17 protein-coding genes and 1 pseudogene are annotated in these 26225 nt (G+C 44.5%); 4 read left to right on the forward strand and 14 right to left on the reverse strand.

Going from position 1 to position 26225, the window contains the following annotated elements:
• Positions 1 to 7 precede the first annotated feature (7 nt).
• Positions 8 to 1699 (forward strand): dihydroxy-acid dehydratase, encoded by a 1692-nt coding sequence (gene ilvD / locus AC4E8D_RS17300; protein ID WP_490204979.1) that lies wholly within the window; start codon positions 8 to 10, stop codon positions 1697 to 1699.
• A gap of 471 nt (positions 1700 to 2170) precedes the next feature.
• Complete coding sequence (locus AC4E8D_RS17305) at positions 2171 to 2761, forward strand: hypothetical protein (RefSeq protein ID WP_339185409.1); 591 nt, start codon at positions 2171 to 2173, stop codon at positions 2759 to 2761.
• A gap of 167 nt (positions 2762 to 2928) precedes the next feature.
• Here AC4E8D_RS17305 and AC4E8D_RS17310 read toward each other — a convergent pair whose 3' ends face one another.
• The 5 genes and pseudogenes from AC4E8D_RS17310 to AC4E8D_RS17330 form a co-directional block, all read right to left on the reverse strand.
• Complete coding sequence (locus AC4E8D_RS17310; RefSeq protein ID WP_449004924.1) at positions 2929 to 3327, reverse strand: RDD family protein; 399 nt, start codon at positions 3325 to 3327, stop codon at positions 2929 to 2931.
• Between the two features lie 308 nt (positions 3328 to 3635).
• Entirely contained in the window at positions 3636 to 4073 is a 438-nt protein-coding gene (locus AC4E8D_RS17315) for a hypothetical protein (protein ID WP_490204980.1), read from the reverse strand.
• A gap of 174 nt (positions 4074 to 4247) precedes the next feature.
• A complete protein-coding gene (locus AC4E8D_RS17320) occupies positions 4248 to 5213 on the reverse strand; it encodes an ABC transporter substrate-binding protein (protein ID WP_490204981.1) in 966 nt (321 codons plus the stop codon).
• Positions 5214 to 5292: 79 nt separating this feature from the next.
• Complete coding sequence (locus AC4E8D_RS17325) at positions 5293 to 7041, reverse strand: ABC transporter ATP-binding protein (protein WP_490204982.1); 1749 nt, start codon at positions 7039 to 7041, stop codon at positions 5293 to 5295.
• Positions 7038 to 8831, reverse strand: a pseudogene (locus tag AC4E8D_RS17330) (ABC transporter ATP-binding protein). The gene AC4E8D_RS17325 and the pseudogene AC4E8D_RS17330 overlap by 4 nt, the downstream one beginning before the upstream one ends.
• A 431-nt stretch (positions 8832 to 9262) precedes the next feature.
• Here AC4E8D_RS17330 and AC4E8D_RS17335 point away from each other — a divergent pair.
• Together AC4E8D_RS17335 and AC4E8D_RS17340 are read left to right on the forward strand one after the other, a co-directional pair.
• Positions 9263 to 9820 (forward strand): helix-turn-helix domain-containing protein, encoded by a 558-nt coding sequence (locus AC4E8D_RS17335; protein ID WP_490204983.1) that lies wholly within the window; start codon positions 9263 to 9265, stop codon positions 9818 to 9820.
• A gap of 54 nt (positions 9821 to 9874) precedes the next feature.
• A complete protein-coding gene (locus AC4E8D_RS17340) occupies positions 9875 to 10348 on the forward strand; it encodes a YbaK/EbsC family protein (RefSeq protein ID WP_490204984.1) in 474 nt (157 codons plus the stop codon).
• A 153-nt stretch (positions 10349 to 10501) separates the two neighbouring features.
• Here AC4E8D_RS17340 and AC4E8D_RS17345 read toward each other — a convergent pair whose 3' ends face one another.
• The 9 genes from AC4E8D_RS17345 to AC4E8D_RS17385 all read right to left on the reverse strand — a co-directional run bounded on the left by AC4E8D_RS17345 (position 10502) and on the right by AC4E8D_RS17385 (position 25806).
• Positions 10502 to 13009, reverse strand: a complete 2508-nt coding sequence (locus AC4E8D_RS17345) for a WG repeat-containing protein (protein WP_339304034.1) — start codon at positions 13007 to 13009, stop codon at positions 10502 to 10504.
• 180 nt (positions 13010 to 13189) lie between these two features.
• A complete protein-coding gene (locus AC4E8D_RS17350) occupies positions 13190 to 14587 on the reverse strand; it encodes a hypothetical protein (protein ID WP_490204985.1) in 1398 nt (465 codons plus the stop codon).
• A 13-nt stretch (positions 14588 to 14600) separates the two neighbouring features.
• Positions 14601 to 15143, reverse strand: a complete 543-nt coding sequence (locus AC4E8D_RS17355) for a sigma-70 family RNA polymerase sigma factor (protein WP_490204986.1) — start codon at positions 15141 to 15143, stop codon at positions 14601 to 14603.
• 219 nt (positions 15144 to 15362) lie between these two features.
• Complete coding sequence (locus AC4E8D_RS17360; protein WP_490204987.1) at positions 15363 to 15641, reverse strand: hypothetical protein; 279 nt, start codon at positions 15639 to 15641, stop codon at positions 15363 to 15365.
• Positions 15628 to 17379, reverse strand: coding sequence for a hypothetical protein (locus AC4E8D_RS17365; protein WP_490204988.1), 1752 nt, complete (start codon positions 17377 to 17379; stop codon positions 15628 to 15630). The genes AC4E8D_RS17360 and AC4E8D_RS17365 overlap by 14 nt, the downstream gene beginning before the upstream one ends.
• A gap of 85 nt (positions 17380 to 17464) precedes the next feature.
• Positions 17465 to 21022, reverse strand: a complete 3558-nt coding sequence (locus tag AC4E8D_RS17370; RefSeq protein ID WP_490204989.1) for a DUF4132 domain-containing protein — start codon at positions 21020 to 21022, stop codon at positions 17465 to 17467.
• 19 nt (positions 21023 to 21041) lie between these two features.
• Entirely contained in the window at positions 21042 to 22265 is a 1224-nt protein-coding gene (locus tag AC4E8D_RS17375; protein WP_490204990.1) for a VWA domain-containing protein, read from the reverse strand.
• The gene (locus AC4E8D_RS17380) at positions 22250 to 24718 is read right to left on the reverse strand and encodes a DUF5682 family protein (RefSeq protein WP_490204991.1); all 2469 of its coding nucleotides are present in this window, start codon (positions 24716 to 24718) and stop codon (positions 22250 to 22252) included. Before AC4E8D_RS17380 ends, AC4E8D_RS17375 begins: the two co-directional genes overlap by 16 nt.
• Positions 24706 to 25806: an ATP-binding protein gene (locus tag AC4E8D_RS17385; protein WP_490204992.1), complete on the reverse strand. Its 1101-nt coding sequence runs from the start codon at positions 25804 to 25806 to the stop codon at positions 24706 to 24708. Before AC4E8D_RS17385 ends, AC4E8D_RS17380 begins: the two co-directional genes overlap by 13 nt.
• Between the last annotated feature and the right edge of the window lie 419 nt (positions 25807 to 26225).

Consider the following 26225-nt stretch of genomic DNA (forward strand, 5'->3'; position numbering starts at 1 on the left):
AAGAAACATGGAAAATAAAAAAGATCTTCGCATTCGTAGCAAGGTAATCAGTGAAGGTGCTAACCGGGTACCGAACAGAGCGATGCTGCGTGCAGTTGGATTTCAAGATGAGGATTTTAAAAAGCCAATGATCGGAATAGCAAGTACGTGGAGTGAAGTAACACCGTGTAATATGCACATCAATGATTTAGCGGTGCAAGCTAAGCGGGGCGCACGTAATAACGGCGGTGCTCCACTAATTTTTAATACGATTACCGTTTCTGATGGGATCTCAATGGGGCATGGCGGGATGTTGTTCTCGCTACCAAGTCGGGAAGCTATAGCTGATTCGATTGAAATTGTGACCGGAGCCGAGCGTTTTGACGGTGTTGTTGCAATCGGTGGGTGTGACAAGAATACGCCTGCATGTTTGATGGCTATTGGACGGATGAATATTCCTTCTGTTTATGTATATGGAGGAACCATTCAACCTGGTAATCTCGACGGTAAAAAAGTGGATATCGTTTCAGCTTTTGAAGCCGTTGGGCAATATCAAGATGGAAAAATAACAGACGAACAATTGCATAAGGTCGAATGCAGTGTTTGTCCAGGTCCAGGGGCTTGTGGGGGGATGTATACCGCTAATACGATGGCCGCAGCTGCAGAAGCAATGGGTATGTGTTTGCCTGGTTCTTCTTCGACATCAGCTATCTCAGCGGATAAAGCATTGGAATGCGAAGCAGCCGGTAAGCAGGTCATCTCACTTCTTGAACAGGAAATCTACCCAAGAGACATTATGACGAAGAAAGCATTTGAGAATGCGATCACCGTTGTTATGGCTCTAGGGGGATCAACCAACGCATTTCTCCATCTGCTAGCTATTGCGCACTCCGTAGAAGTGGATTTGACCTTGGATGATTTTGAGCGAATTCGCTTGCGTGTTCCTCATTTGGCAGATCTGAAGCCAAGTGGTCAGTATGTCATGCAGGATTTGAATGATATTGGTGGTGTTTCCGGGGTAATGAAGCTATTGCTCGCTGAGGGATTACTTCATGGGGATTGCCTCACCGTAACTGGTAAAACGTTGGCGGAGAATTTAGCGGAAGCTGCTCCACTTCAGAATGATCAAGAGATCATACGTCCACTCAATAATCCGCTTAAACCAGATGGACCACTGGTTGTGCTTCGAGGAAACCTAGCTCCTGAAGGCGCTGTTGCCAAAATGTCAGGCATGAAGATACAACAGTTTTCCGGACCGACAAAGGTGTACGATAGCGAAGATGAAGCGACAGAAGCGATCATGAATGATGAAATTCAAGAAGGGGACATATTGGTCATACGCTATTGTGGACCGAAGGGTGGACCAGGTATGCCTGAGATGCTTTCCGTTACAGCACTCATTGTAGGGAAAGGTCTCGGTGGGAAAGTTGCTCTCATAACAGATGGTAGGTTCTCGGGTGGCTCGCATGGATTTGTAGTCGGCCATGTATCCCCTGAGGCACAAGTAGGTGGACCGATCTCTTTGCTCCAAAATGGAGATATTATCACCATTGATAGCGACATTCAGGAAATTAAGGTTGAAGTGCCAGAAGAAGAGTTGGCCGCTCGAGCGCAAGCTTGGGTACAACCGCCACTGAAAGTGAAATCCGGTGTACTTGCCAAATATGCTAAATTAGTTTCCTCTGCTTCAAGAGGTGCAGTAACAGATTTGATGGAATAGACAATTAAACATGTTGCTACATATAAAATGGGAGGGGAGAAGCTACTACAACGAATGCATGAAGCGCGCTAAACAACAAAACGCCAGCTTTAGAGATCAAGAATGTCGCAAGAAAAAGATGAAGAATTTAGTTTCATCATTTGAAAATGAAGTGCACCCCCTAGAATAGACATTGGAAAAACCCCTGAGTTTAGCCGATGAAATTCTAGGGGGTGTATTTTTGCTTGTACCGTTTCTCGACTTTCATTAATTGGGGGTTCGCTACGAATAGCAGGCAGGTTCCGGCTAGTGCAGGAATGTTTGTCGAGGGACAAGAACATGGTCCGATTACCGATTAGGCGTATATCTAATCGTTATTTGGCCCGTAAATTTATTAAACTAACGGGCAGGATAGTTTAGTGAAGGTGGAGAATAACCTCTGGGAGAAGTCGATAACTAAGCAAGGTAAAGGGGAGATCAAAGTTGAAACGAATGCCTTTTGAACGACCAACGGAGCATTATGACGAACGGATTTCTAAAATTGACGAGCAAATTTGTGAGATGTTGAAACTTCGGAAGCAGCTTTCACACAACAATCCTGGTTTCCCGCCATTTGAATATATCTCTGAATGGGCTGAAACTTTTGAACTTTACGAGGATTTTCTGAAAGTCGTTTTTGGAACATTGAGAAGTGAAGAGCATTATAAACCAATGGTTGATCCATCGGATTTCAGAAAACATATACCCGTATTAAAATCAGTCGAAAAAGGGAATTTCTTTTATACTTTAAATTCAATAAAGCAATATAATAATGCAAGTGTAGTGACTTTTAATATTGATTGGGATGAGACTGAGGTACCCTCATTTACTAATAATCACCACCATTTTGAATTGCAAATTGGAGATGAATATGATTGCCGAATGCTAAAAGGTGGTGGTCATTCAGGTCATGCTTTTACTAATTATGTAGTATCACCGCCATTACCTGATAAAACTCCAGGACTTGAGTTAACGTTTATAGAATATTTTAAGCCATTCAGTGAAAAAGAGACGGGAACAAAGATTGTCTTTAGTCTTGAATAGCTTCAACAAGCACGGATTAAACTATCGGGAAACGATAGCGATATGAATTGAATACATATGTACAAAATACGAGTTTTGTGAAACAGTAATAATGTTTTTAAAGGCTGCACATGATTTTTAACTCTCTGTGCAGCCTTTTTTTTTACTTCTACCTGACTTTAATCCGATTAATCCCAAACTACTTCTGTTCCTGCTACGAAGTCATGAATCGCACGTCGATCCTCACGCAAACCGACCATAAAAGCACTCACAATAACTCCGATACCCAAAGTTAATACGTACACAAGTCCAGCCACAACAACTCGCATCAGCATCGTACCAATTTTTGGCGGTTCGTGTGTATCGTATTGGCGGATTCGAATTCCACATATACGTTTGCCTATGGTTCGACCATACCAGTAAACTGGTAATAAAATTGAGTATAACGCACTAAGTAGTTTGGCAATCGGCTCATCCGCATCAAAGTTCCCCGTAAGCACACCTGCAATAATTACTAATGGAATTGAAATAATCAGACTATCCAACACACTTGCTGCTAATCTAATCCAAAAACCTGCTTTATACAAAATGCTTTCCTCCAAACTACAATTTTAAACTAAACGGCTAAATTACTTCATGAACTCCCTTCATTAAAATACTAACTTTATGTACACAACTCAAATAGTATAACAGAAAATTTTACCTATTTACGATAAAACTCCTATTTCATTTCACTCGCATCCCTTGTGAATTTTATAACAAACTATCAACTCAACCGCTGTTCATGTTCACTACATACTCTTACATAATCCTTTCTAATATTGTAATTAGCTTCTGAATCCCCAATGAAAACACCATAATAATTATGTAAACCAAGAAAGCTACTCAACATGTGTTAAGTAGCCTTCTGTTCGTTCTGCATCTGCCCTCTTCGCACAATCTTATTCTCCAAGATACTATACACTACACCAGCAATGGCAAAAATCCATATCGATGTCCTTTGATTCAGATGATATCCATTCACGAAATATGGATTGTACATGAGATCAAAAACCCACAGCCCGCCCCATCCAAACCCAATCATATAGATGAAAGTTCTCACCATAGGAAAGTGTACATATTTCCGCAGCAGCCATGAGATCGTGCTAAAAATAACAACATAAAAAGCGACTAAATAATGACCGAATCCCAGGATGAGCGACAAAATATATATCAAGCCCCCTAGATTACGTAAACCGTAATACTCTGTCGTTGTAATATGGTATCCTTCAATCCTTTCAAGAACGATGAGTGCTGTAAAGAAAATCCCGATAAATATCAGTCCTAATACCATGTACCGTTGAACCGCGTTCACCAACATCAGATCACCCCAATGTCTAAACGCAGCCAGAACCGCTCAAGTTACATGTTTTCGAACAAATTAAACAATTACACATAGGCGTTATTAGGTTCTGTTAAATGTTAAATTTATCTATCGTTTCAATTGCTCTAATCCAACGACTACTTCTTACTTCTGACCTTCCAGAATCATCGTACCCAAACCGTCCATAAGCTCCATTCTACCCATCGCTGTGTACGAATAATTGTAATTATCGACATTAGAGATTTTATAGATCTTGCCATTCTTCACTGCGTTCATGTTATTCCACACCTTACTGTCTACCATCTTATTCTCACTATTCTCCATCAATAGGAGACGATCCGGATTAACGGTAACTAGAGCCTCTAGAGCGATCTCTTTGCCTCCCCAGCCCTCTGGATCAGGGATCCCCTCTGTGCGCTTTAAGCCCCATTCACCGTATAACATCTCCGCTGCACCTTTATTGGAATAGATGACCAGATTGTTTGGATATGTTTCAATTACGGCAAAGGATTCACCATGTACAGCCGTCTCAAGCTTTTGTTTCCACTCTGCTGATTTCGCATCATATTTGGACAGATATTCATCTTTCTTGCTTTCTTCTTCAAACGTATCTGCCAGGAATGTCAATCTTTCTCTCCAATCATAGTATGAGTATGGCAATGCAATCGTGGGCGCAATTTTGGATAAGGTTTCATACTGATCCGTGTTAAAATCCTTTCCCAGAATAATGAGGTCCGGATTAGCACCCGCTATAGCTTCAATGCTGAACGGTGAACCATACCAGCCCAAATTAACGGTATCTGTACTCAGTTGATCCTTGATGGTAGGCGTGATCTCCTCCGGGTTACCGTAATCCGCGCTCATCGTGGCCACAGGTGTTTTCCTAATGATCAGTAGCTCTTCTGTAGAGCCGGATAGATCAACAATGCGCTCTGGATTCAAAGGGATCGTAATCTCTTCTCCATTCGGGTTGGTAATCACTTTGGTCGTTGCTTTTACCGTTCCCTCGGAGGGGCTGTTCACTTCGCTGGTCGTCTGGGTTGTTCCACAGGCCGCCAAGGTGAGCATACAGTATAGTGCAATCCATACAGGAATTCGTTTAAACATCATTGTCATTCTCCTTTTATGTCAGTTCAATAGCCACATTAGGCTTATTTGCTTCAGTTACTTATCTATCTCATCGAACTCATTATCCGTTCACTTTTACCTGCCAGCCTTTCGCATCCTGTTGTAATTGCCACAACCGAGCGTAGATGCCTGAGTGATCTAACAAAAGCGCATGAGTTCCTTGCTCTACGAGCTGACCTTGGTCCAATACAAGGATCTGATCGGCATTCTGAATGGTCTTTAATCGGTGTGCAATCAAAATGACCGTCTTGTCCGCGACCAATTCATTAATCGCTTGCTGCACCGCGGCTTCGTTCTCCGGATCAAGTGAAGCGGTGGCTTCGTCAAGCAATACGATCGATGCATTTTTCAACAAAGCACGTGCAATGGAAATACGTTGCTTCTCCCCACCAGATAACGTCGATCCACCCTCGCCAACCAGCGTATCGTACCCTTGGGACAGACTGGAGATAAACGCATGACAACAAGCTCTGCGTGCTGCCTCCTCAATCTCGAATTGCGAAGCGTCTTTCTTTCCTACACGAATGTTGTTGCCGATCGTATCCTGGAACAGATATACGTCCTGGAAGACCACAGAGATATCCTGCAACAGCTTCTCGGGGTCCATCTGATCAACGGGTTTGCCACCAATGCGAATAGTGCCTTGCTGTATATCCCAGAAGCGGGCAATGAGACGTGTGACTGTACTCTTACCACTACCGGATGGCCCAACCAGCGCAGTAATGGTATGCGGCTCAATCGTAAAGGACAAGTCTTTCAACACCGGCTGCTGGTCATCATATCCAAAGGTCACCCGGTCGAATGAAATCGCCTGATTGGGCTGTACATCTCCCTTTCCTGCCATCGGAGCTTCCTGCTGCACATCCATAATGCGCCTTGCACTATATGCGGAATACCGCATCTCCCCATAACTCATGAGTACAACCGTTAACGGTTCGAATACCTTTGTGCCAACTAGCAAAAATAACAGAAATACCGGTAGGGACAACTCACTGCCTGCAAGCAAATAACTGCCCACCAGAATCATCCACGTCATACCTGATCGTGCAAGCAACATCGCGCCCATGATCATCGGTCCCATGATACCTTCCAACCGAATGGAAGCTGATTTCAATTCGTCAAAAGAACGACGCAGCCGTTCAAAACGTTTGCCCCCCATATTGTGGGCCTTAATCTCACGAATACCGCTCAGATACTCCTGAAGCCGACTGGCGGCTTCGTTTTTGGCTCGAACATGGTTCTCACTCAGCCGTGCCTGAATCGAATCCGTAAGCCATAACAGAGCCACACCTAAGGGAACGGCAATAAACATGGCTACGGCCATTCTCCAATCCACCAACAGAAGTCCGCCAAAAGCAAGGACCGGAAGCACAATCGCGCTGATCAGCTGTGACAGATTGTGAGAAATCGTATGCTCGACTTGACCATAATCACTCAGGATCAGGTTCGTCAGATCCCCAGGATCACGTTTTCCGAAAAATCCTAACGACAGATGGCGAATATGTTCCGCCAGCTTCAACCTTCCTGAAGCCGCGAGGCTGTATGCTGCCCGATAGGTCTTATCATAGAGCGAAGCATAAGCCGCATACTCCACCAGAAGCCAGGCAAACAGGATGCAGCATACAATCCACATTCGGTTGATATCCAGTCCTTTGTCCGGATCAGCGAAAGACTTATAGATCGTATTGAATATATCCACAAGCAGCGCCGCAGGAAAAATCTTTGCAATCCCGTCCAGAATCGCTGCAATTACCGAAGGAAGCAGACTACGCGGGTTACCGTCAGATATATTGTATAAATAATTCTTCATCGTCCTGCACCTCCAAGCTTCCAGGAAGCCGCACTGATATGGGCCTGCCACATGTGCTCATATACTCCGCCTAATGCACGTAATTGATCATGTGTCCCACGCTCGGCAATCGTTCCCTTTTGGATCACGAGTATTTGCTCGGCTGAACGAATCGTTGTTAGACGATGCGCAATAATTAGTACCGTTTTGCCTTGAACCAATTGGGCCAGACCTTGCTGGATCTTGTGTTCATTCTCTGCATCCGCGTAGGCTGTCGCTTCATCCAGGACCAGAATGGGGGAATTTTTGAGCAATGCCCGTGCAATCGCAATTCGCTGTGCTTCACCGCCAGATAGATACGTGCCGCCTTCTCCGATTTTGGTGTCATAACCGGCATCCAATTTCTCAATGAATTCATGACAGCAAGCAGTTTGAGCCGCAGCTATAACGTCCTGTCGTGAAGCTGATGTATTGCCCATCCGAATATTCTCTTCAATCGTATCGTAGAACAGATGTACATCCTGAAATACAAAGGACACGGTATCCATTAGTTTCTCGGTCCCCATCTCCTGAATCGGAATCCCACCAATCGTAATCTCACCTTCCTGTACATCCCAGAAACGAAGCAATAGGTTTGCAATGGTTGACTTCCCTCCGCCAGAAGGTCCGACAAGTGCGGTCATCTCGCCTGCTTTGGCTACAAAATCAATCTGTTCAAGTACGGGTTTATATGCTTTGCTCTCCTTACGTTCATAAGCAAAAGATACCTGCCGAAAGGCAACCTCATATGTATCCGGAACTTTGGGAAACACAGGTTCTTGTACAACCGGCTCGGCAAACACCGATTCTATCCGTTTCTGTCCTTCCACAATCTCTCGCATCCCACTACCCAGATACATTAACTTCAATAACGGAGCAGATAGACTCGGGGTAATGATCAGAAACAGAATAAACGTGATCGCAAACGACTTATTACCCGCATTTCCACTCGACAGCAGAATACCCACCGGAACGATGAAGGTAAATAACGAGATCATGATTACAAAAAACAGCCCGTAGGATGTTTTACACAAATCTGTTATTTTCAATGAAATATCCCGATACCGCGTCACCGCCTGTTTAAACGTCAGAAACGAATCGGCTGTAATCCCAAATACTTTCACTGCCGGCATACCTCTCACGTATTCAACACCCGTCGCATTCATCTCTTCGATGGCAAGTTGAAAATCACGATAAGCCTGACGGCCTTTTTCGCTGCGGAAAAGGCGACTTTGGAGCCAGAACCCTATTCCAATCGGAACCAAAAGTGTCAGCGCCATGCGATAATCGAGCCAGAACATATATCCCAAGAGCATCAGTGGAATAACGATCGCACTTACCAGGTCAGGCAACTGATGGGCGATAAATTTCTCGATTTTCTCCACACTGACTTCGATGATCTTCTTCAGCTCACCGGTTGCCGTCCGAGTGTGATACCCCATGGGTACTTTGGCAACATGTTCCGCAAGTCTCTCTGAGCTGGTACAAAATGTTGAACGCAGCGATGTGTGAGCACATCCCTCCGATATAGAGCGCAACAAGCCCTGCAATCAGGGCTACGGATGCGACGATCCCCCAATAGATCAACAAATCTTTGTCCATGGCAGAGGGTTGCCCCGCATGCGTTAGCAGTTCCTCGACGATCTTATACACTCCGACAAAAGGATCTGCAACAGACTCGACAGGGTCGAGAAGATACTTGCTGTAATCAGCAGACCTTTGCGCTCCTTCGTTACTTGCATTAGTCCGGACACTTCAGATGTGTTGTTCATCTCACCCCTCCTGATATTAATAATCATTCTCAATATAGCTCAGTGCTATATACGCACATTAATATCTCATAGAGCCCTGAATGATCACTACCTCTTCACGGAGCAATACTACCTCATCACGGATTATTATTGTCTCACAGCATCTTATAAGCCCTATTGGACATATGACCTCGTCGCGTAACTTGAGAATGACTGGTGAAGTATTTACATTCTCGCCAAGCAAAAGAAGTGTTGTTGGAGAAGATTTTCGTTTTTTACTTGTATAGATAAATATGACTTCTTTGATCTGTAACTCCCGTAATATTTTCCATTTAGTATGGATAAATATGTGAAGGAGTTACTTACATCATTAAACTGCCGCCTATTGAATTCAACTGATAGTATGTTATATTATATTTTAAAATGTTATAACATACAAAAGGAGTGATGCAATGCAATCGCCAGTATTAACTATTGGAGAACGGTTAAAAGAAATACGAGCAACTAGAAATCTTACACTTGAAGATGTTTCTAAACTTACTGATGTAAGTAAGCCTATGCTTGGACAAATTGAAAGAGGACAATCTTCACCAACGATTACAACTCTTTGGAAAATCGCAGTCGGCTTAAAAGTTCCTTTATCTTTATTATTGGAAGAACTAGAAGATGAGTGCAGTGTGGTTGATACACGATCCAAAGATGCTATCATTGAAAATGATGGAAAAATGAGAGCTTTTCCTGTTTTTCCTTTTGACCCTACCCGTAACGTTGAAATATTTTATATCGAATTTGATCCTGGATGTCACCATCCATCTGAAAGGCACCTTGATGGTGTGGAAGAATATGTTTTTGTGGTACAAGGTATGTTAGAGCTGGTAGTCAACACAAAAAAAATTGTTCTAAAAGAAAATCAAGCACTCCGCTTTCGTGCTAATGTTTTTCATTCATATAATAATCCCTATCAAGAACCATGTGTCATTTACAACATGATTTTTTACCCAAGAACATAGGTAAGTTTCATCTATGATCTTCTAGAAAATATTTTAAAATGAGGTGTGATGATTATGGCAATTGAAAAAGTAAAAGATTTTTTTAAACAATATGGTATGGATTCTGAAATTATCGAATTTGAAGTATCTAGTGCAACCGTGGATTTGGCTGCAACTGCATTAGATTGTGAGCCAGAGAGAATCGCAAAAACACTTTCTTTTATGGTGAATGGACAAGCTGTTTTAGTAGTAGCCGCCGGTGATGCAAAAGTGGATAACAAAAAATTCAAAGAGTATTTCAAAACAAAAGCAAAAATGCTTTCTCCTGAAGAAGCCATTGATATGGTTGGTCATACCATTGGAGGTGTTTGTCCATTTGCTATCAAAAATGATGTTTCTGTTTATCTAGACATATCTCTAAAACGTTTTGAGACAATCTATCCAGCTTGCGGGAGTAGCAATAGTGCTATTGAACTTACAATAAAACAATTAGAAAAATACTCTAGTTATTCAGAGTGGATTGATGTATGTAAAGGATGGAATGATTGATTTATAGTAGTTCTATATGGGGTAGCGCCAACATTTTGACTGTTATATACGCTAAGTATTAGCGAACATTTGCTTAAAGCAGGAAAAATTCGCTGTCTTTGTGCCTCAACGTCCTTAGCGTATATTTTCGTTAAAATGTTGGCTGTCCCTCAATCAACTATGAAAAGCTTTCCAGAACGAACCCTCTGTATTAATGATATCCTTGATCTGGAGAAAGGGAATTTTAAACGTTGGAAACCCTGCCGCATAGGGTGCGATATCATATGGGTTGAAGTAGAGATGCAGAGCATCCGCTGTAACAAAAAACGGCTGATCCGCACTAATCCCCGTATAGGTGTCCGGAAACACATACGAGTATTGAGGATCGTTTTTGATCTGATCCCCCACAATCTGGCTTAACACTTTTACGTAGTCACTATTCGGTTTAAATAAATCCTTAAGCTCATATAACCGACCATTCGTCAGATTAATGATCGCATAGCTCATTGTAGGCATACCATGCGCTGCACCCGCCGGATAGTTATAGCCTGTGAGTTGCAGTTGCAGCAATTGCTGCTGATAAAACGTAATATCAAAATCACCTGTATACGTGTAATCCAGCTGCTGATCTGCAGGGATCGGTTTAACCTGGGAGAGCTGCTTCAACTTGGCATTCAGCGCAAGCTGCTCCGCTTGGTTCGTTAATCCCTCCACCTGCGGATAATATACGAGATAGTCCCTGTTTGGTTTGTACTTCTCTTCGCGTACACGGTACGGTGGATGAAGTGGAACGATTGTATTTTGCCGCCAGATGATCTGTCCGGCCCGATTCACATACGATAAGCGCTGATCTACATAGGCCTTAATCAGATCTGATGCCATGACTTCCAGCGTACCCGAACCTTCGACATGAGGATACCCAGCTGCAGGCCTACCACTCAGATCCAGCAGATAGGTCTGTCTTCCATCCGATGCGGAAGCAAGGCCGTTTTTGTAATTGCCTACTTCCCGATATAGGAACTCCGTAAGCTTTCTACCGTTAGTATCTGCAATCGCGTATACAGAGCCAATATAAGGCTGCTCCGGATGAATTGCTTGCCCCAGCGCATAACGATGCTCGCCTAGTTCGCGAATGTCATTAAACGCGGGTTGAATAATAAACGATCCTTCCGCATTAATGACACCATAGTTCGATTTGTAATCCTCCGCTGTATTAACAATCGCTTGGCCGCCGTTAAAAGGAAATGCCGATGAAAATTTGGGCTGAATACGAATATTCCCCCGTTCGTCGATGTAGCCATATTTGCCCGATACTTCTTTTTGAAAAGCCAACAGCCCATCCCCTAGTGGTCCCACATAGGCATATGGATATGTTGCTAGCCGATGTCCATTGCGATTAATGAGTGCATATTCATTGTCCTTAATCTGCACAACTGCTTTGCCATCTTGAAAATCATTCGCCGAAGCGAACTGTGCCGGAATCACCTCATTGCCCGACGCATCCAGATAACCGTACCGACTCATCGATCCATCTGCCTGACCAGGGTTTGAATCGTAAAACAACGCTCGGCCGTCGTTCATATTCGAGATATACGGGTACGCCCGTTTGGTCAGGACAGTACCTTGTTCATTAATCATCTTAAATCCTTGAGAATCAATTGTTATTGCGCGTTCTTCGGAAAAGGAATTGATGGAATCGTATACAGGTTGAACGACATATTGCCCCTGAAGATTAATAACGCCGGCACGACCATCCTTCACAACCACAGCCAATCCATTGGGCTGAAACTCTTGCGCGTCATCCAGTACAGGCTCAAGCCGAATGTGCCCTTGGGCATCCATATACCCCCAACGCGTCCCACTCGTGGTTCGAACGGAGACTGGATATAACCTTGTTGCTACCCTGGCATGGCTTATAGGGACCATCGCCTGCTCAATTTTCTTTTCCAGCTCTTGTAGTACTTCTCTGGAAGGATACGCTTCCGGGAAACTGAGTGCCTTCCGAACGGAAGCGAGTGCTGCAGGATACTGGCCCGCATGGTACTGAGCATCCGCAAGGTAATACCAGTAAAAGATATAATCAGGATATTGCTGGGTTAGTTGCTCGTAATATTGCACCACTTTTGGATAATAGGTTGCATATACGTCCGGTGCAGGAACCCATTTACCATTCTGCCATCGGATAATCTCCACACGATAGGCTTCCCCTGTATCATGAATCCAGAGTGCAATCTCCACCTTGCCATCTCGTCCATGTGTACCAGGCATATCTATAATCTCTGCATAGCTATAATATAGATCGTCAGGCGCCAGATCTTTGAGCCCTGATTCAGTCCACTCATATACGGCAAGCTTAGACCAAATAGAACCAATCCGCCAACCGATAATGAGATTGTTCCTTGCCGTTGAAGTTACAGGGGCAGCAGTCATTAAAGTCACCCCATACCCCAATCCCTTAATTAGTGCCATCTTGATCCAATGCCCTTGAACAAATTTCAGAATGAGCAGATATAGCTCACCATTCAACTGATAGACTGCAGCAATCTCCGGCATACCGTCACCGGTAAGATCTGCCGCATAGATCGCTGGATGTTGAACAGGTTTATCAATAGTGACGACCGTTGCACCAGCCGGAATATGTTGATTCACAATCTGCGTTAACAGCGGTTCGCTCATGGACATCTCAGTTTCCTCCCTTATGACCGCATTCGCCTAATGGTATGCGTCATAAATCGGGATATGACATGTAATTCTTTTATATAAGTTGAACTAAAGAATATTCACACTTACCACTCCGATGACAGAACAACCTTCTGATTGCACTTATCCCCCGATTTTTGATTCACCTTTTAATTATTCTTCTTACAAAGTCGCTTTTTCTCCATTGATTAGCAGGTAGCTCACATCATTCACCGGAATGGTCTTAGGGGATATCCACTTAATGAGATCCTGATCCAGCTGGAGGAAACCGGATGAGCCAGACAACTTGGTACCATCCTTCAGGTGAACTTCAATATTCAAGTCCTCCACCCGAATCTTGCTCAGTGCCTCACCTGTAAGCGTGACGCCAACTGCGGAAAGAGTTACATTTGCCCGTGAGGCTCCATTTGCATCAAGCTGAATGTTTCCTTTTTTACTCAAAGCATTTTGACTCAGGTTGAAAGTAGTTTTCCAATTCCCTTGTACAACTTCACTAATGCTCGTAAAGCTGCCTTGGAGTCTGAGCTTATCTAATTGGTCAACAGAGGACAGATCATACACATACTCAATGTAATCCCCACCAATGTCTACTCCATTTTTCATGTATCTCCCGTAGCTAATGGAATATTGGGGAATATTGAGCTTTTGACCTTGCTCATCCGTGAAGTAGAAATATCCATGATTATACTCGCCTATCTCATTATCCGGATTAATCTGAATGTGCAACTTGCCATCCACAAAACCCATATTGGAAATATGCATCCAATCAATACCCTCAACAGGGATATTCGTTACATCCCGATGCAATACCGGAATTGGATCGGTTTCCATTTGAATATCAGTTTCACCTCCCCAGCCACTTATACGATCTCGATCCAGGATATCATAGCTATTGATTTGCTTTTCTTGTAGCAACTTCTCCCAGTCCACTTGTACGTTGTAACCATCTTGAAGAGATGTACCTGACATCAGCGTATTAATCTGAACGGTAATTCGATTTTTGCTGACTTTTCCTTGAATGAGGAATCGAACAATAGCCGTTTTATTAGCTTCATCATAATGAATAATCTGAGCGTTGTTTGCATTACCTCCGGTGACCCTGTAATCATATACATCCAGCGTCTCGTCAATACGTTGACCCGTCAGATCTGACAAAGAAACATAGATTTCCGTTGTATCTCCGTCCCTGACAGCACCTATAACCTCCATTCGAATCCCTTGATCTTCACTCACCTGGTGAACAGGCTGAATAATGCCAATCCGATCTGCACCTATAAAATGAAGAATAGAAGGCAGGTTAATGATGCCCATGGATGCAGCTGCCCCTGTAACAAGACATAACGATAACGCAGCGGTTACAGGAATATAGATGGCTTTGCGATACCTTTTTCTTTTATTCATGGACTTCTTGGTCTGTGCGGATGGATATAATACAGGTGCATATAATGATGAATCTGATCTCGTCATGGTTCGTGGTTCATTCAGCGCCAATTTATCATAGAATAACTTCTTAATGTTAAAGAGGTTCTGCTCAGTAAATTCTTTTTCGGATTTTCGCATTGGATCACCTCCTTTATTTCCTGTTCATCCACCATGTCCTCAATCGTTGCCTGGAGCGATAAAGCTTGTTATGGACTTGCCTAACGTGTAGGGACAATGCTTCCGATATCTCATGGGGTCTCTGTCCTTCGTAAAACCGACGTTTCATAATCTCCCGTTCCGGTTCTGGAAAAGATTCAATCATTTGATTAAGTTCCGTATATGTCTCTTTACTGACCACCTGAACCAACAAATCCTCCGTTTGCACCGAATGAATCTCCTCTTCATATGTAAGCTCAGTTCTTCGATTAAGTTTCCGGTAGCGATCAATCGCTTTATGTTTTGTGATCGTTGCAAGGTAATTTTTCAGGCTACTTCGCCCAGATTGGAATGCATCCGGATTCTGCCAAAAAGCAAAGAATGTATCTGCTACGCATTCTTCAATCTCTTCCGCCGATGCATGATGTAGGATGGAATGAGCAATCTTCCATAACAAACCTGCGTAGTGGTTCATCACCCATTCCATGGCTTCAGGATCACGATTCACTACTGCCTTCCGTATTTGTTCTTCTTCCACGATTATGTATCCCTCCCTTCCATGCTCATATCACGAATGCTCGTATTGATCCGTGCTACCTACCTATATTCGTTTAACAAATGACTTTTTCTTACTCCACGATAAAAAAAGATTTGCAGTGACCTTGTGGCCTTCTGCAAATCTTCTTATATCCTATACTATATCTTATTTATTACATCATATCGCTTCATGTGCCTTCGCTTGGAATACTAACCAATATTACGCCTCTTCTTTCATACTGAGCTGCACATACTGGGTGAGACGACAATACTGAAATAACAGAAGCTCTTCATTACCTTGTCCAAGAGCCACGCTACGCCCTTCCTTGATGAGGTGATTCAACAACTCATCGAGGAAACTCATCTGCAACCGCAAGGATTCCGCTGCGAGCTGCTCAAGTACCTCAATATCCCGGGTCGTAAACTGAGATAACCCACGCAGGAGCAACTCTTCTGACCAGCCGTTAATTCTCTGCATAAACTGATTATATTCTTCCAAGTCTGCCCATCCTTCCATTACCGATATCCAGTTTCAGACTGAGCACCGTTTGACCCTTCAGGAAACTAATTGGGCTAATCCGTTTTGGTTCCACACGCACAAGGGCATAGAAATGTTCAAGCGATTGGGAACCATATCCTGACTCCAGTCTTTGGATCATCGATTGCCAATCAGTTGAATACGGAAGAGTGAGTGCCAATCGTTCTCCTTTGGCACTCTCAACCGTCAGGACAAGCTCCTGCGTTTGTTTGACAAAGTTATGGTCCACGATTCGAGCAACTTTGATTACAGCCAATCGTTCTTTGGGAGCAGCAAACAAGTCGTACGATCGCGATTCCTCTTGAAGTACAGACGTTACATCTTGCATGGTTTTGCCCATATTCAACGTTTCCACACCCGTTCGTGGCAAAATCGCAAGCTTGGCACCTTCCCCGGAAGAGATCCGGCGTTCTTCATTTACTTTAACTGAATGGAATTGAACTTCTTCACCCACAAACTGGCGAAAGGTCAGATTAGGCAGCCATGGTGTGAATGCACCATAATGCTCTGTATATGAGAACTGCTGATCATCGTAATATACAGCACGTACATCGCTATAGGTGTAGATTTCCTCATCATCGAAACAATAGAAATAATAGGTGATTCCACGGAAACCGGATCGTGTCTCCCACGCATCAGCTCCCAGTCCATACAGGTGAAGTGAAGGCACCGTAAAGTATTTACTTCGAAAACTGCCAATGAGCTGACTCTGCTGAATGACAGGTACCTTTTCTTCTTCAAGAACCTGGAGTGCAAGATACAGCTTGCTTACCCGATCCAACATGGATTGCATGGAGAAACGTATATGTCTGTTGAAAAACAACTGTAGTTCCCCTTGAATCCCTCGTAAGCTGCGTTCTATGTCAGGCAGGTTGCCACTATGAGCTGCAATTGCCAAAGTCTCCAGTTGTGCCATATAGGACTGAGGAAGGCGGGCCAGTCCCGTCTTCAACAATCCTGCCAGCATAACCCGACATTCCTGCACTGTCTGAAGAGAGAACTTGGCCTCGTACACCCGTCCACTTAATGCATCCGTATCATCCAGGCCTTTTAAGTTCCGGTACCGTAGCAAAGCTTCAAGCTTGGCCATTTTCCCGGCTGTCTGCTGCACCTTACATAGTGCTTTTGCAAGGTTCGGTTCCTCCGTAAAAGAAACCTCGATATTCTGGGTGGTCAGATGAACCGTAAGAAGTGAATCTTCAATGATCTTAATTTCCTCTGGGTATCTCAATCGGAAAACAACTTCCTCAATCATGGAAGAACTATACGATTTAATTAACACGGGAAGGTCAGACTCCGTCATCCAGCGGAAGCGAGACTCGATCTCACGTGATACCGTATGCGGAATTTCGCTTGGATCGTCCACATTTGATACTAAATTTGATTCTGTTTCTGTTTCTGATACGTCTTTTGATACATCCAACGGATCATTATCTGATATCCCTGAGTCCTTATCCAGCGCATGCTTCTCGTCTGCATTCATTGAATCCTCTGCCGTATATTCCCGTTGATCATACAAAATTGCAATCAGCACATGCTTGCAGATATGATCGGCCGGGCAGGAGCATTCCCAATGATCTAGTGTATTCTCAAGCGTACATTGTGTCCCGTCACTGAGCTGACAATTCACCGATGATTCATTCCATGTGTACGTTACACGTACACCGTTGTCCAACTCTTTCAAAGACCTTTTATACAACCCCTTGTTGGCATACCGAATCAAATAATCCTCCGTACACAGCTTCGAAAAAATCCGGAATTTTTCCTTGAATCCACTCACGTCATCAACGCCCCGTTGCTCTCAGAATATCGTAGATCGTTTCACTGAACACGCGACCTGGAACGTTGCCTAGAGCAATGGGTTTATTGTCCCCATAGTAATAATATTGCTTGTTATTCGGTTTGAAGAAATGTAGGGATTCCAGGGTAATGTCATCCAATCCCTCGTAATACGTGATGCTTGTACCACTGAATTGCAATTCCGCAACAAGATCTCCGTACTCTTTATAGAATTCATGATACCACCCGCCGTCCTGTGCCGGTCCTTTGATCCAACCGTATTTCTCCAGTGCTTTGGGGAAAGCCGTTGGTGAAAAATCAGACTCGGGCAGATGATCGTATTCATTCTTCGTTTTATCCTCATCTTCCGGCTGGTGAATCTCACGATTCAATTGCTCGAATGGCTGCTTGATCTCGTAATCCTCCAACTGCGTTGTCCAACCTTCAAGCGTCGCCTGATCCAGTTCCAGCGGGTGTATAAGTCCCACTTGCGCACCCGAAGGCAGATCAACCTCATCTTCATCCACAGAATTGAAAGTGCCATCCTCCATATAACGGAACGTGCTGATCAGAGCGCCATCCTCATACGTTCCCCAGATCAGACCAACAGCAAATTTTTGCATGATTACATTTTGTACGAACAGTGCTTTCCACTCATCGGCAGACCACAGACGTTGCTTGGACAATGACTCTTCCAGACGCTGCGCCTGAATGTTAACCATGGATTTGAGATCTTTTTTCAGCTGTGTGAAACGTGCCTTGGACTGCGCTGCCAATTCAGGATCATCTTTCTGTGCAGGAGCAGGAAGACTCTTCACGGATTTGCCCGTTTCTTCATTTAAGACAACGACTTGTAAGTCTCCATTGATCTTAACCAAGAAGGAACGCTCTCCGTAACTCAGCTGCATGGTTCCTTTTCCATCAAAACCAAGTGTGGTGACCAGCCGATCCTCCAGTTGTTCCGAGGTAAGTCCCATATTATCGGCTGCAAGTTGCAATGCTTCTTCTGCTGCACCTTTCACCTGACGGTTCTTCACGCCACGTTTGATCTTGTCAATCGCCATAAGAGCGGATGGATCTTTCAGATAAGCGAGCACCTTTACAGCATCTGCTGCAATCGCGCCACGACTGTTTTCTGTCCATTCCTTAATTTGCGGAGCCAGAATATTCACAATCTGAATATCGCCAAAGAGTGCTGAAACATACATCACCCACTTTTCTTTCGCGGGGGCACCTTCTTGAATCCAGACCTGAAGCAATTCACTTGCAAAACGAGCGAGCGATGCCTCACTTACGTAATCTCGTAATTCATTCAACCGTTCATTAGGACCGGATGTATGATCCAATGATTGGACCAAAGCATACTGTTTAATCCGGTCATCTAAAGGCTGATTGTCTTCAATACGTATCAGTGAAGGGAGATCTTTCAAGGACAACCAGCTCAGTCTCGACAACTTTTTGGCATCCGCCTGATCAGCGAGTGCAGCATGGGCATACTCTGGACTTAGATCTGCGGTATCCAGCAGAATTTGGATCAAGCTCTTCCACTCATCGGACTTCTCTTTTTTCAAAAGCTCACCATACAGCTCCTTGCTGTTTTCCAAACTGCGGATCGCGGTCAGAGCCATTTCTTTGATCGCCACTTTTTTCTCCGAGAGGTATACGAGCGTATACAAGTCCTGATCAGGAATACGGTTGAATTCCGCTAACGCCACGCCGTTGGCCTTTTTGGAAGAATCCTGCAGTCCGGCACGAATCGCTTCAGCCAATATTTTCTTCGATAACTCATCACGCTGTTCAAAGGTAATCTCCAGAATTAAAATGCGCGTATCTGTTGGCAATTTCTTGTACTGTGTCAGTGCATAGTCCAGATTCTGCTGAATGATTCGGCGGTATTCGTCATGCGGCATCGATTTGTATCTGTAGTCGGTCATGCCATTGAGTGAGATCAGGCTGGTTAGCAATTTCTCACGTTGCACCTCAGGGTCTTGCCCGTAACGTTGAAGCAGCTGCTCTCCACTAAACGCGTATGAATTGTACATGTCCGAGATAATATCCAGTGTCCAATCGGGATGAGTGGTCAGGATTGCGAACCTGCGCATCGCCTCCGAATCCAAGGGCAGAAAACTAATACTAATGAGGTTGTGAACACGCTTCTTATCCCGATTCAGTTGATTAAACAACCCACGACTATTCGGGTCCTCCCAATATTCCTCCAGCGTGTTTTCCCCACTTAAGTATCTTGCAATCGCAAGTCCTTGACGTCCCCCGTCCAAAGGATGCCGAAGAGCGTTAAATACCGCTTGCTCCAGTGACCCCTCCGCATTAGGCAATGTCACTCCTTGATCCTCCATGAATTTCTGAATGCAGAGTTTCAGGAATGGCGGTTTCATAATCTCGTATGCTCGAATCGCTTGTTCAGGACGATTCGCGATCGCAGATTGTAACATGTTCCAAGATACCGTGTACGAATTAAGCTCGTCCCGCAACATTTCAACCAACTGATAAGGCTCATCCAGAGGCACAAGTCCAGCAAGCAGATCATTTGGACTCTTTGCTCTAGGGTCCATACTCAGCAAGTAACGGCGAACTTCAAGTGGATAAATCTCATGTAATTGATGTATTGTGTGAAGCAAAACATGTCCAATCTCACTGTTCGTATCAAGGAATCGTTGTTTACCTCCGCTAATGTTAATCAGGTACAACAAGGTACCACTCACAAGCACCATAGTTTGATGGAATACAGTGTGTGAACATTGCTCTTTTGAAGAGAAAGACGTATTGGGATACAGTTCAGCTATGAGCTGACTACGCTTCTCCTTGAGGAATTCATCCTTCAATTCTTGGGAAGATCCGTTATGTTTTCCTTGAATATTACTGACCACTACAGGTTCAATCAACGTATGTAGCTCGTCCCGCAACTTATCTGGATCATTAGCCATTACATGTTGAAACAACACTGGTAACGATTGAACAGAAGATTGAACCTCTGCAAGATGAGAAGCCGTGTCACTGAGTCTTGAATATAGTTGCAGCAGCATTAATGCATTAATTACATCCCGGTAATCCCCTTGACTGTCCGCTTTTTTGGAATCAAAAAGCCACTGGGCACGCTTTAATTTACTCTTTAATTCAGTCAGAATTTCGTTCTCGCCTGCAAACTGTTTGATCTTCTCCAACCGGGACAACAATCCATCCATGCGATCAGCGCTTTTGCTCTTCCCGCTTAATCCGTAGGCTTCGGAGTCATTTCCCATACAGACAGTAAAGGCATCCGTTCTCCATGAATTTCTTTTGGAATAATTGGATTCCAGATATATCACAATAGCCCCGGCACGGTAAAAGATATCTCCATCGTCTTTTTTGGCAAGCTTCATGAGCAGATCAATCGTTTGATACACATAATGACTCGAATTTCCCATCATATCCGGGAACTTGTCTGTCGTTCCCAAGACGTAATCGATAATTTCGGAGCTGCGATCTGTTTTTAATGAATACTCGTTTGAACAGGTTACTGCGAATTTCTCCACCAAAGTTTCAACTGCGCGGTCTGCGGTAAGCATTACACATTCCTCCTTGAATTTAAGTGATGATCTCGCCAATCCAATCCGCGAGTTCGTTAGGCGTAATTGCTGCTACATGTGCGCCCATATTCGTTAACGTCTGTGCAGCATGTTTGTTATAGACTGAATCCCCGTTAAAATCGAGTGCAGTGAGAACCAGTAGCTTGCATCCTGTATCGATGATATCTTTACAGGCTTTGTACATTTGCGCGATCGGGTACCCTTCCTCCAGATCACTGACCAGAATAAAGATGGTTTTGCCTGGATTATCGATTAACGTCTCGCCATAACGCAGCGCTTTGGTAATATGTGTGCCCCCGCCGAGCTGTACATTCATGAGCACGTCTACGGGGTCTTCCAACCTGTCGCTCAGATCAACAACCTGCGTATCAAATATGAATAATTTCGTGCGCAGTGCATTCAAGCGATAGAAGATGCTGGCCATCACCGAACTGTAGATGACTGAATCCAGCATACTGCCACTCTCGTCCACACCAATGATGATGTTCCACTTGTTATGGGGCTGAATATTCCCATCGAAATACAGACGATCAATCACAAACCTGCGCTTGTTTTTATCGTAATTCTTCAAATTCTTGGTGATGGTTCGCTTGAAATTCAGATTGCGTAAGGATCGCACTGAACTGGAGGTATAGCGACTGCGCTTGCCCATGATACTCGCTCGGGTCTGAGATTCCAGCTTGCTGCGTAGCTCTTCAACCACGGTTCGCACAATATCCTTGGCGCTCTTTAACACCTCACCTTTCATCCTTCCTTTGAACTGCATAATGTTCTTGAGCAGATTCATGTTTGGTTCAAGGGATTCAAGCAGCTTTTTGTCCGTTAACAATTCTGTCAGCCCATAACGATCAAGCGCCTGTTTTTCCAATATTTCTACCGTTGGTTTGGGGAATAGATCCCTGACCTTGTGCAGCCATTTCGGTACAGTCAGGTTAGACGCACCGCGTCCTCCCTCTTTTCGATAACCTTGTTCTTCACCGTATTCACGGTTATAGAGATACCCCAGAATCTCATCGATTTCCGTATATTGAAATTCAGCCGAAGTGTATTGGTCTGTATTACACAACCCTTCTTCAGCGGATTCACCGAGAATCAGACGCCATCGATTTAAGGTTTCAGCAGAATGATGATCCCCTCGGTTGCTTCCATCCAGATTGGAGGGTTCATCTATTTCTCCGATTTCTTCCGTTGTCCGATTCGCTTCATTCATATTAGCTTCCATGACGCAAACTCCTTTCGAAGCGCTTCGTCCCATGCTTTGGACTGAGTCAGCATCTGCTCATCCACCGCAGGCCTCAACATTTCCTCTGGCTCAACCTGATGCAGACTCGCCACCCGTTCAGCAATCAAGCCCGTCTCCATTGGTGTAAAGTAGGTGAATGCCAACCGCAATTCCGGTACCATACTGATGAAGTCGTCGTATGACAGCTGTTCAATCAGATAATTCAACTCGGACAACAGCTGATCTTCATACAAAAAAGCGTCACGTGCTACAGTGAACACTCCCTGTAAAAAAAGTGCCGTTTGACGGGTCTGATCCGGTGTACCATGGATATACCCGCGAGCACGATCAACAATCTCATCCCTGGGCCTGTCACCGAGCCCTGAGGAAATAGCCACACACACACCCTCCAGCTGAGCCGGAAGCTGGTGATCAGACAGAAGCTCATTCAGATGTATTCGGAATGTCTCATCCTGAAAATGCTCCTCCGATGACTCCGCGAGCATAGCTAGCAGCTTCAATCCCTGAATAATGGCTTCATGTTCATCCGGATTGGCTCTGGAGAGCTGTAACAACTTGTCCACGGCGTTCCTATAAGCTTCGGATACCAGATCAGGGAGATGTTGCTCGTCAGATAATCCCAGCAACCTGCGGTGTTGATGAATTCGGTTCAAGACATGCAGACTATTACATAGGGATAGAAAATTCCCGTCCGTTCTCAGCGCTGAGCGGACCTGTTCATAGAGTTTCATCGCTGTGTCCTGAAGCCCCATAAGTAGCGCTTGAAGCATGAGTCGGGCAAGTTCACCGCTATGATGATCCGGTATTTCTTGCATTTGTTCTTCCATTTTGCGCGTAGCCGCTCCAGCAAGTGTTCCGCCATAGAGAGAGTTTTCTATCAATCTGGCTTCAATACGGGAGGAGTACATATAAACCCAGGTTTCACGTACGAGATTCATGTCACGCTCTGCGATCCAGTCCGGCCCCGATTGCCGTTTCGCGAATTCCGGAACCAGATAGGTGATGCACTGAATCAATTGACTTATCTGACGGTGCTCCGGTTTCGCATACAGATCCAGCACTTTCTTGTGCTGTCCTGTTGTGCGGATCTGCAGTTTGTACTCTGTACAACGCGCCTTGAAGTCCTCCACGATGGGAATACTGAATGAATTGGGAGCCACACTTCCAATGACGTCTCCTGTCAATAACTGCTGCAGCTCTTGCAGCGGTTTATCGGTCGCCAAGGTAAGCTCCCCCTTCACAAAGGAAGATAGTGCTGCATCCATCAACTCATAGACGCCGCCTTCCCTTTTACCCCGAAGCCCGGCAAGACCTTGAATCATACTGTATGCCTCAATTGCATCACTGGTTGATACATGCTCGTGTCCGTCCCGTAATTGGCGCATCAGCCGGGATAACAAGTCCAGAGCCGTTAGATTATATGGTGTACTCTTTTTGCGAAGCAGCTGGTTCCAGATCTGATCGTAATAATTTACATAAGGCATGCCGCTCGCATATCCATTGAGCCGATCCGCTTCAGCAAAGGTATAGACCATCGGGTACATTTGTTGGTGAACCGTATCTGGATTCACCGCACTTTGTTGAGACGTACCTGGTTTACCTTGTCCATCCAAACGTTGGTCTGCATGCTGTTTATCCATTTCTGGCTGTTCCAATTGGGATTCATGTTTTTCTGACATCAACAGTCCATACGTATGAAATCCACCGGTAATGACAAGCACACGGTCATGTTCCTGCACCGCTTGATTAATATGTTGTTTCATATGTGATTCTCTTGCCAGATCACCTGTAGATTGTAATCGTTCCGTGGAATAGCACATTCGGGATAACGTACAATATGTGAATACATCCTGCACGAATTCCTCAGTAGATTTCTCCAGGCCACCGATCTCAAACACCTTTTCCCACAATTCATCAAAACTGCGACAGTTTGTTTTTTGACACAACCGGTTAATGAAGTCAGACCCCGCAAGCAAGGTTTCGTCCTGGATGGAGATCTCCTTTTGTTCTGTCTGGCCGGATTTGGATGCACGAGTGGAGAAGTGTTGATAGTCCAAGTCAATAAACCTCGCCGGAATATCCAACCGTTTTGCTTCTTTCAAAGCTACATATTCAGGCGAATACCGAAGCATCGGATAATAGCAGGCTTCTCTCTCCAATTCACTCTCGTAGGTATAGTACAGACTGACAGGAGGTAAGGTTGCCTCATCACTCAGCACCGGAATTAATGGATTACCGCTCTCTGGTCCTTCGATCAGAATGATATCCGGCTTGTACTCTCCGATTAATCGTAACAAGTGATATGAACATGCAGGGCTATGGTGTCGTATTGGATAATAGACCGTAGGATTACTCAGGTTATACACCTGGGATTCGAACAAGGATTGTAACTGATCAACATCAGGGTCCAGTACCGCTGTTAACCGATCCATTTTCTCTCCTCATAATAGTCCTTCCACATTCCCTCTTCTCTGGAACGTTCTTTTACGACCTTGGAGAAGTAGGTTTTGAGAATGGACAGATCCTTGTCGTTTTCCTTTGCAATGGTACCCAGCATGTTCTGCACCAACCGATCCAGCCCAATAGCCTTATCCTCGTAATAATAGGAAGTCATCGCGCTCTGGACATAGACAGACACTGCTTCCGCCGTACTCATGGATGCTTGAGGGGTGTCGAGCTTGTAGCCTTCCCGTGTCATGCCGGTACGCAATTCCATAAATGTTGTAGCCAGCAATTCAACCACGTCCGGGTTAATGTCAATATCAATTCCACTATGTAATAACAGGCTTCGTGCCTGGGACTCAATGATTTTGGCTTCCATCTTCACGTTATGAATGGGCTTGATCGTTTCAAAATTGAACCGCCGTTTCAATGCACCACTCATTTCGTTAACACCTTTATCCCGAATATTGGCTGTAGCAATGACGTTAAATCCCGGTTGGGCAAACAGTACACCACCATCCAGTTCAGGAATGCTCATGACCTTGTCACTGAGAATACTGATCAGACTATCCTGCGCTTCCGCGGGACAACGTGTAATCTCTTCAAAACGGGTAAGAATACCTTTCTTCATGCCGTTATATAACGGTGATGGCACAAGTGCCGCTTCCGAAGGGCCTTTATCAAGCAGCATGGCGTAATTCCAGGAATACTTGATCATATCCTCTGTTGTGCCTGCTGTACCTTGAATCGTGTTTAGACTGGTACCGGAAATCGCAGCAGTTAACAGTTCGCTAAGCATGGTCTTGGCTGTGCCGGGTTCTCCCACGAGCATTAATCCTCGATTGCCTGCCAGAGTAACCACTGCACGTTCAATTAACACGTCATTGCCATAGAATTTGCGGGTAATCAGGATCTCTTCTCCATTCAATAATGCAGGCTTATCCCTGCCAATAATAAAATCGCGCACATAGGCAGGAGATAACAGCCAGTTAGGGGGACGTTTCCCCTGATCTTCCTCTCGCAGCGCGCGTAATTCAACCTCGTATAATATCTCGGCGGGTGGTTTGAGCATCTCCATCGTCAAGGTGTCTCCTCTCAATTAAACAGATCGTATGTTCTTATTCCTATCATTTTATCACAGCCCTCGAACAACTACCCGGTAAAACGATAAAAATGGTTGAAACGTCCTTCTTATCAGCACTTTTCCTAATTCCATGGACATAGCCGCTAGCGCAAGTATGAAGGTGAACCATCCTTACAGCCGTGCCAACACACTGTTTCCGGATCCGAATCAGCATGCTTATTACCCATGTAAACGCATTGTAGGCCATATGACCTCAGGATTCATTACACTTTCGATCATGTGTTTCAACCAAATGAAGCTGATTATCACAAAGAAAACACAGGCCATTAGCTGCCTGTGTCTTCTTATATGTTCAAATTTCACCCAACATCTATGAATTTTGATCGAAACTGACCATCTCTTTTGAAGTCCCT

The organism is Paenibacillus sp. SRL342 (genome assembly GCF_984798905.1).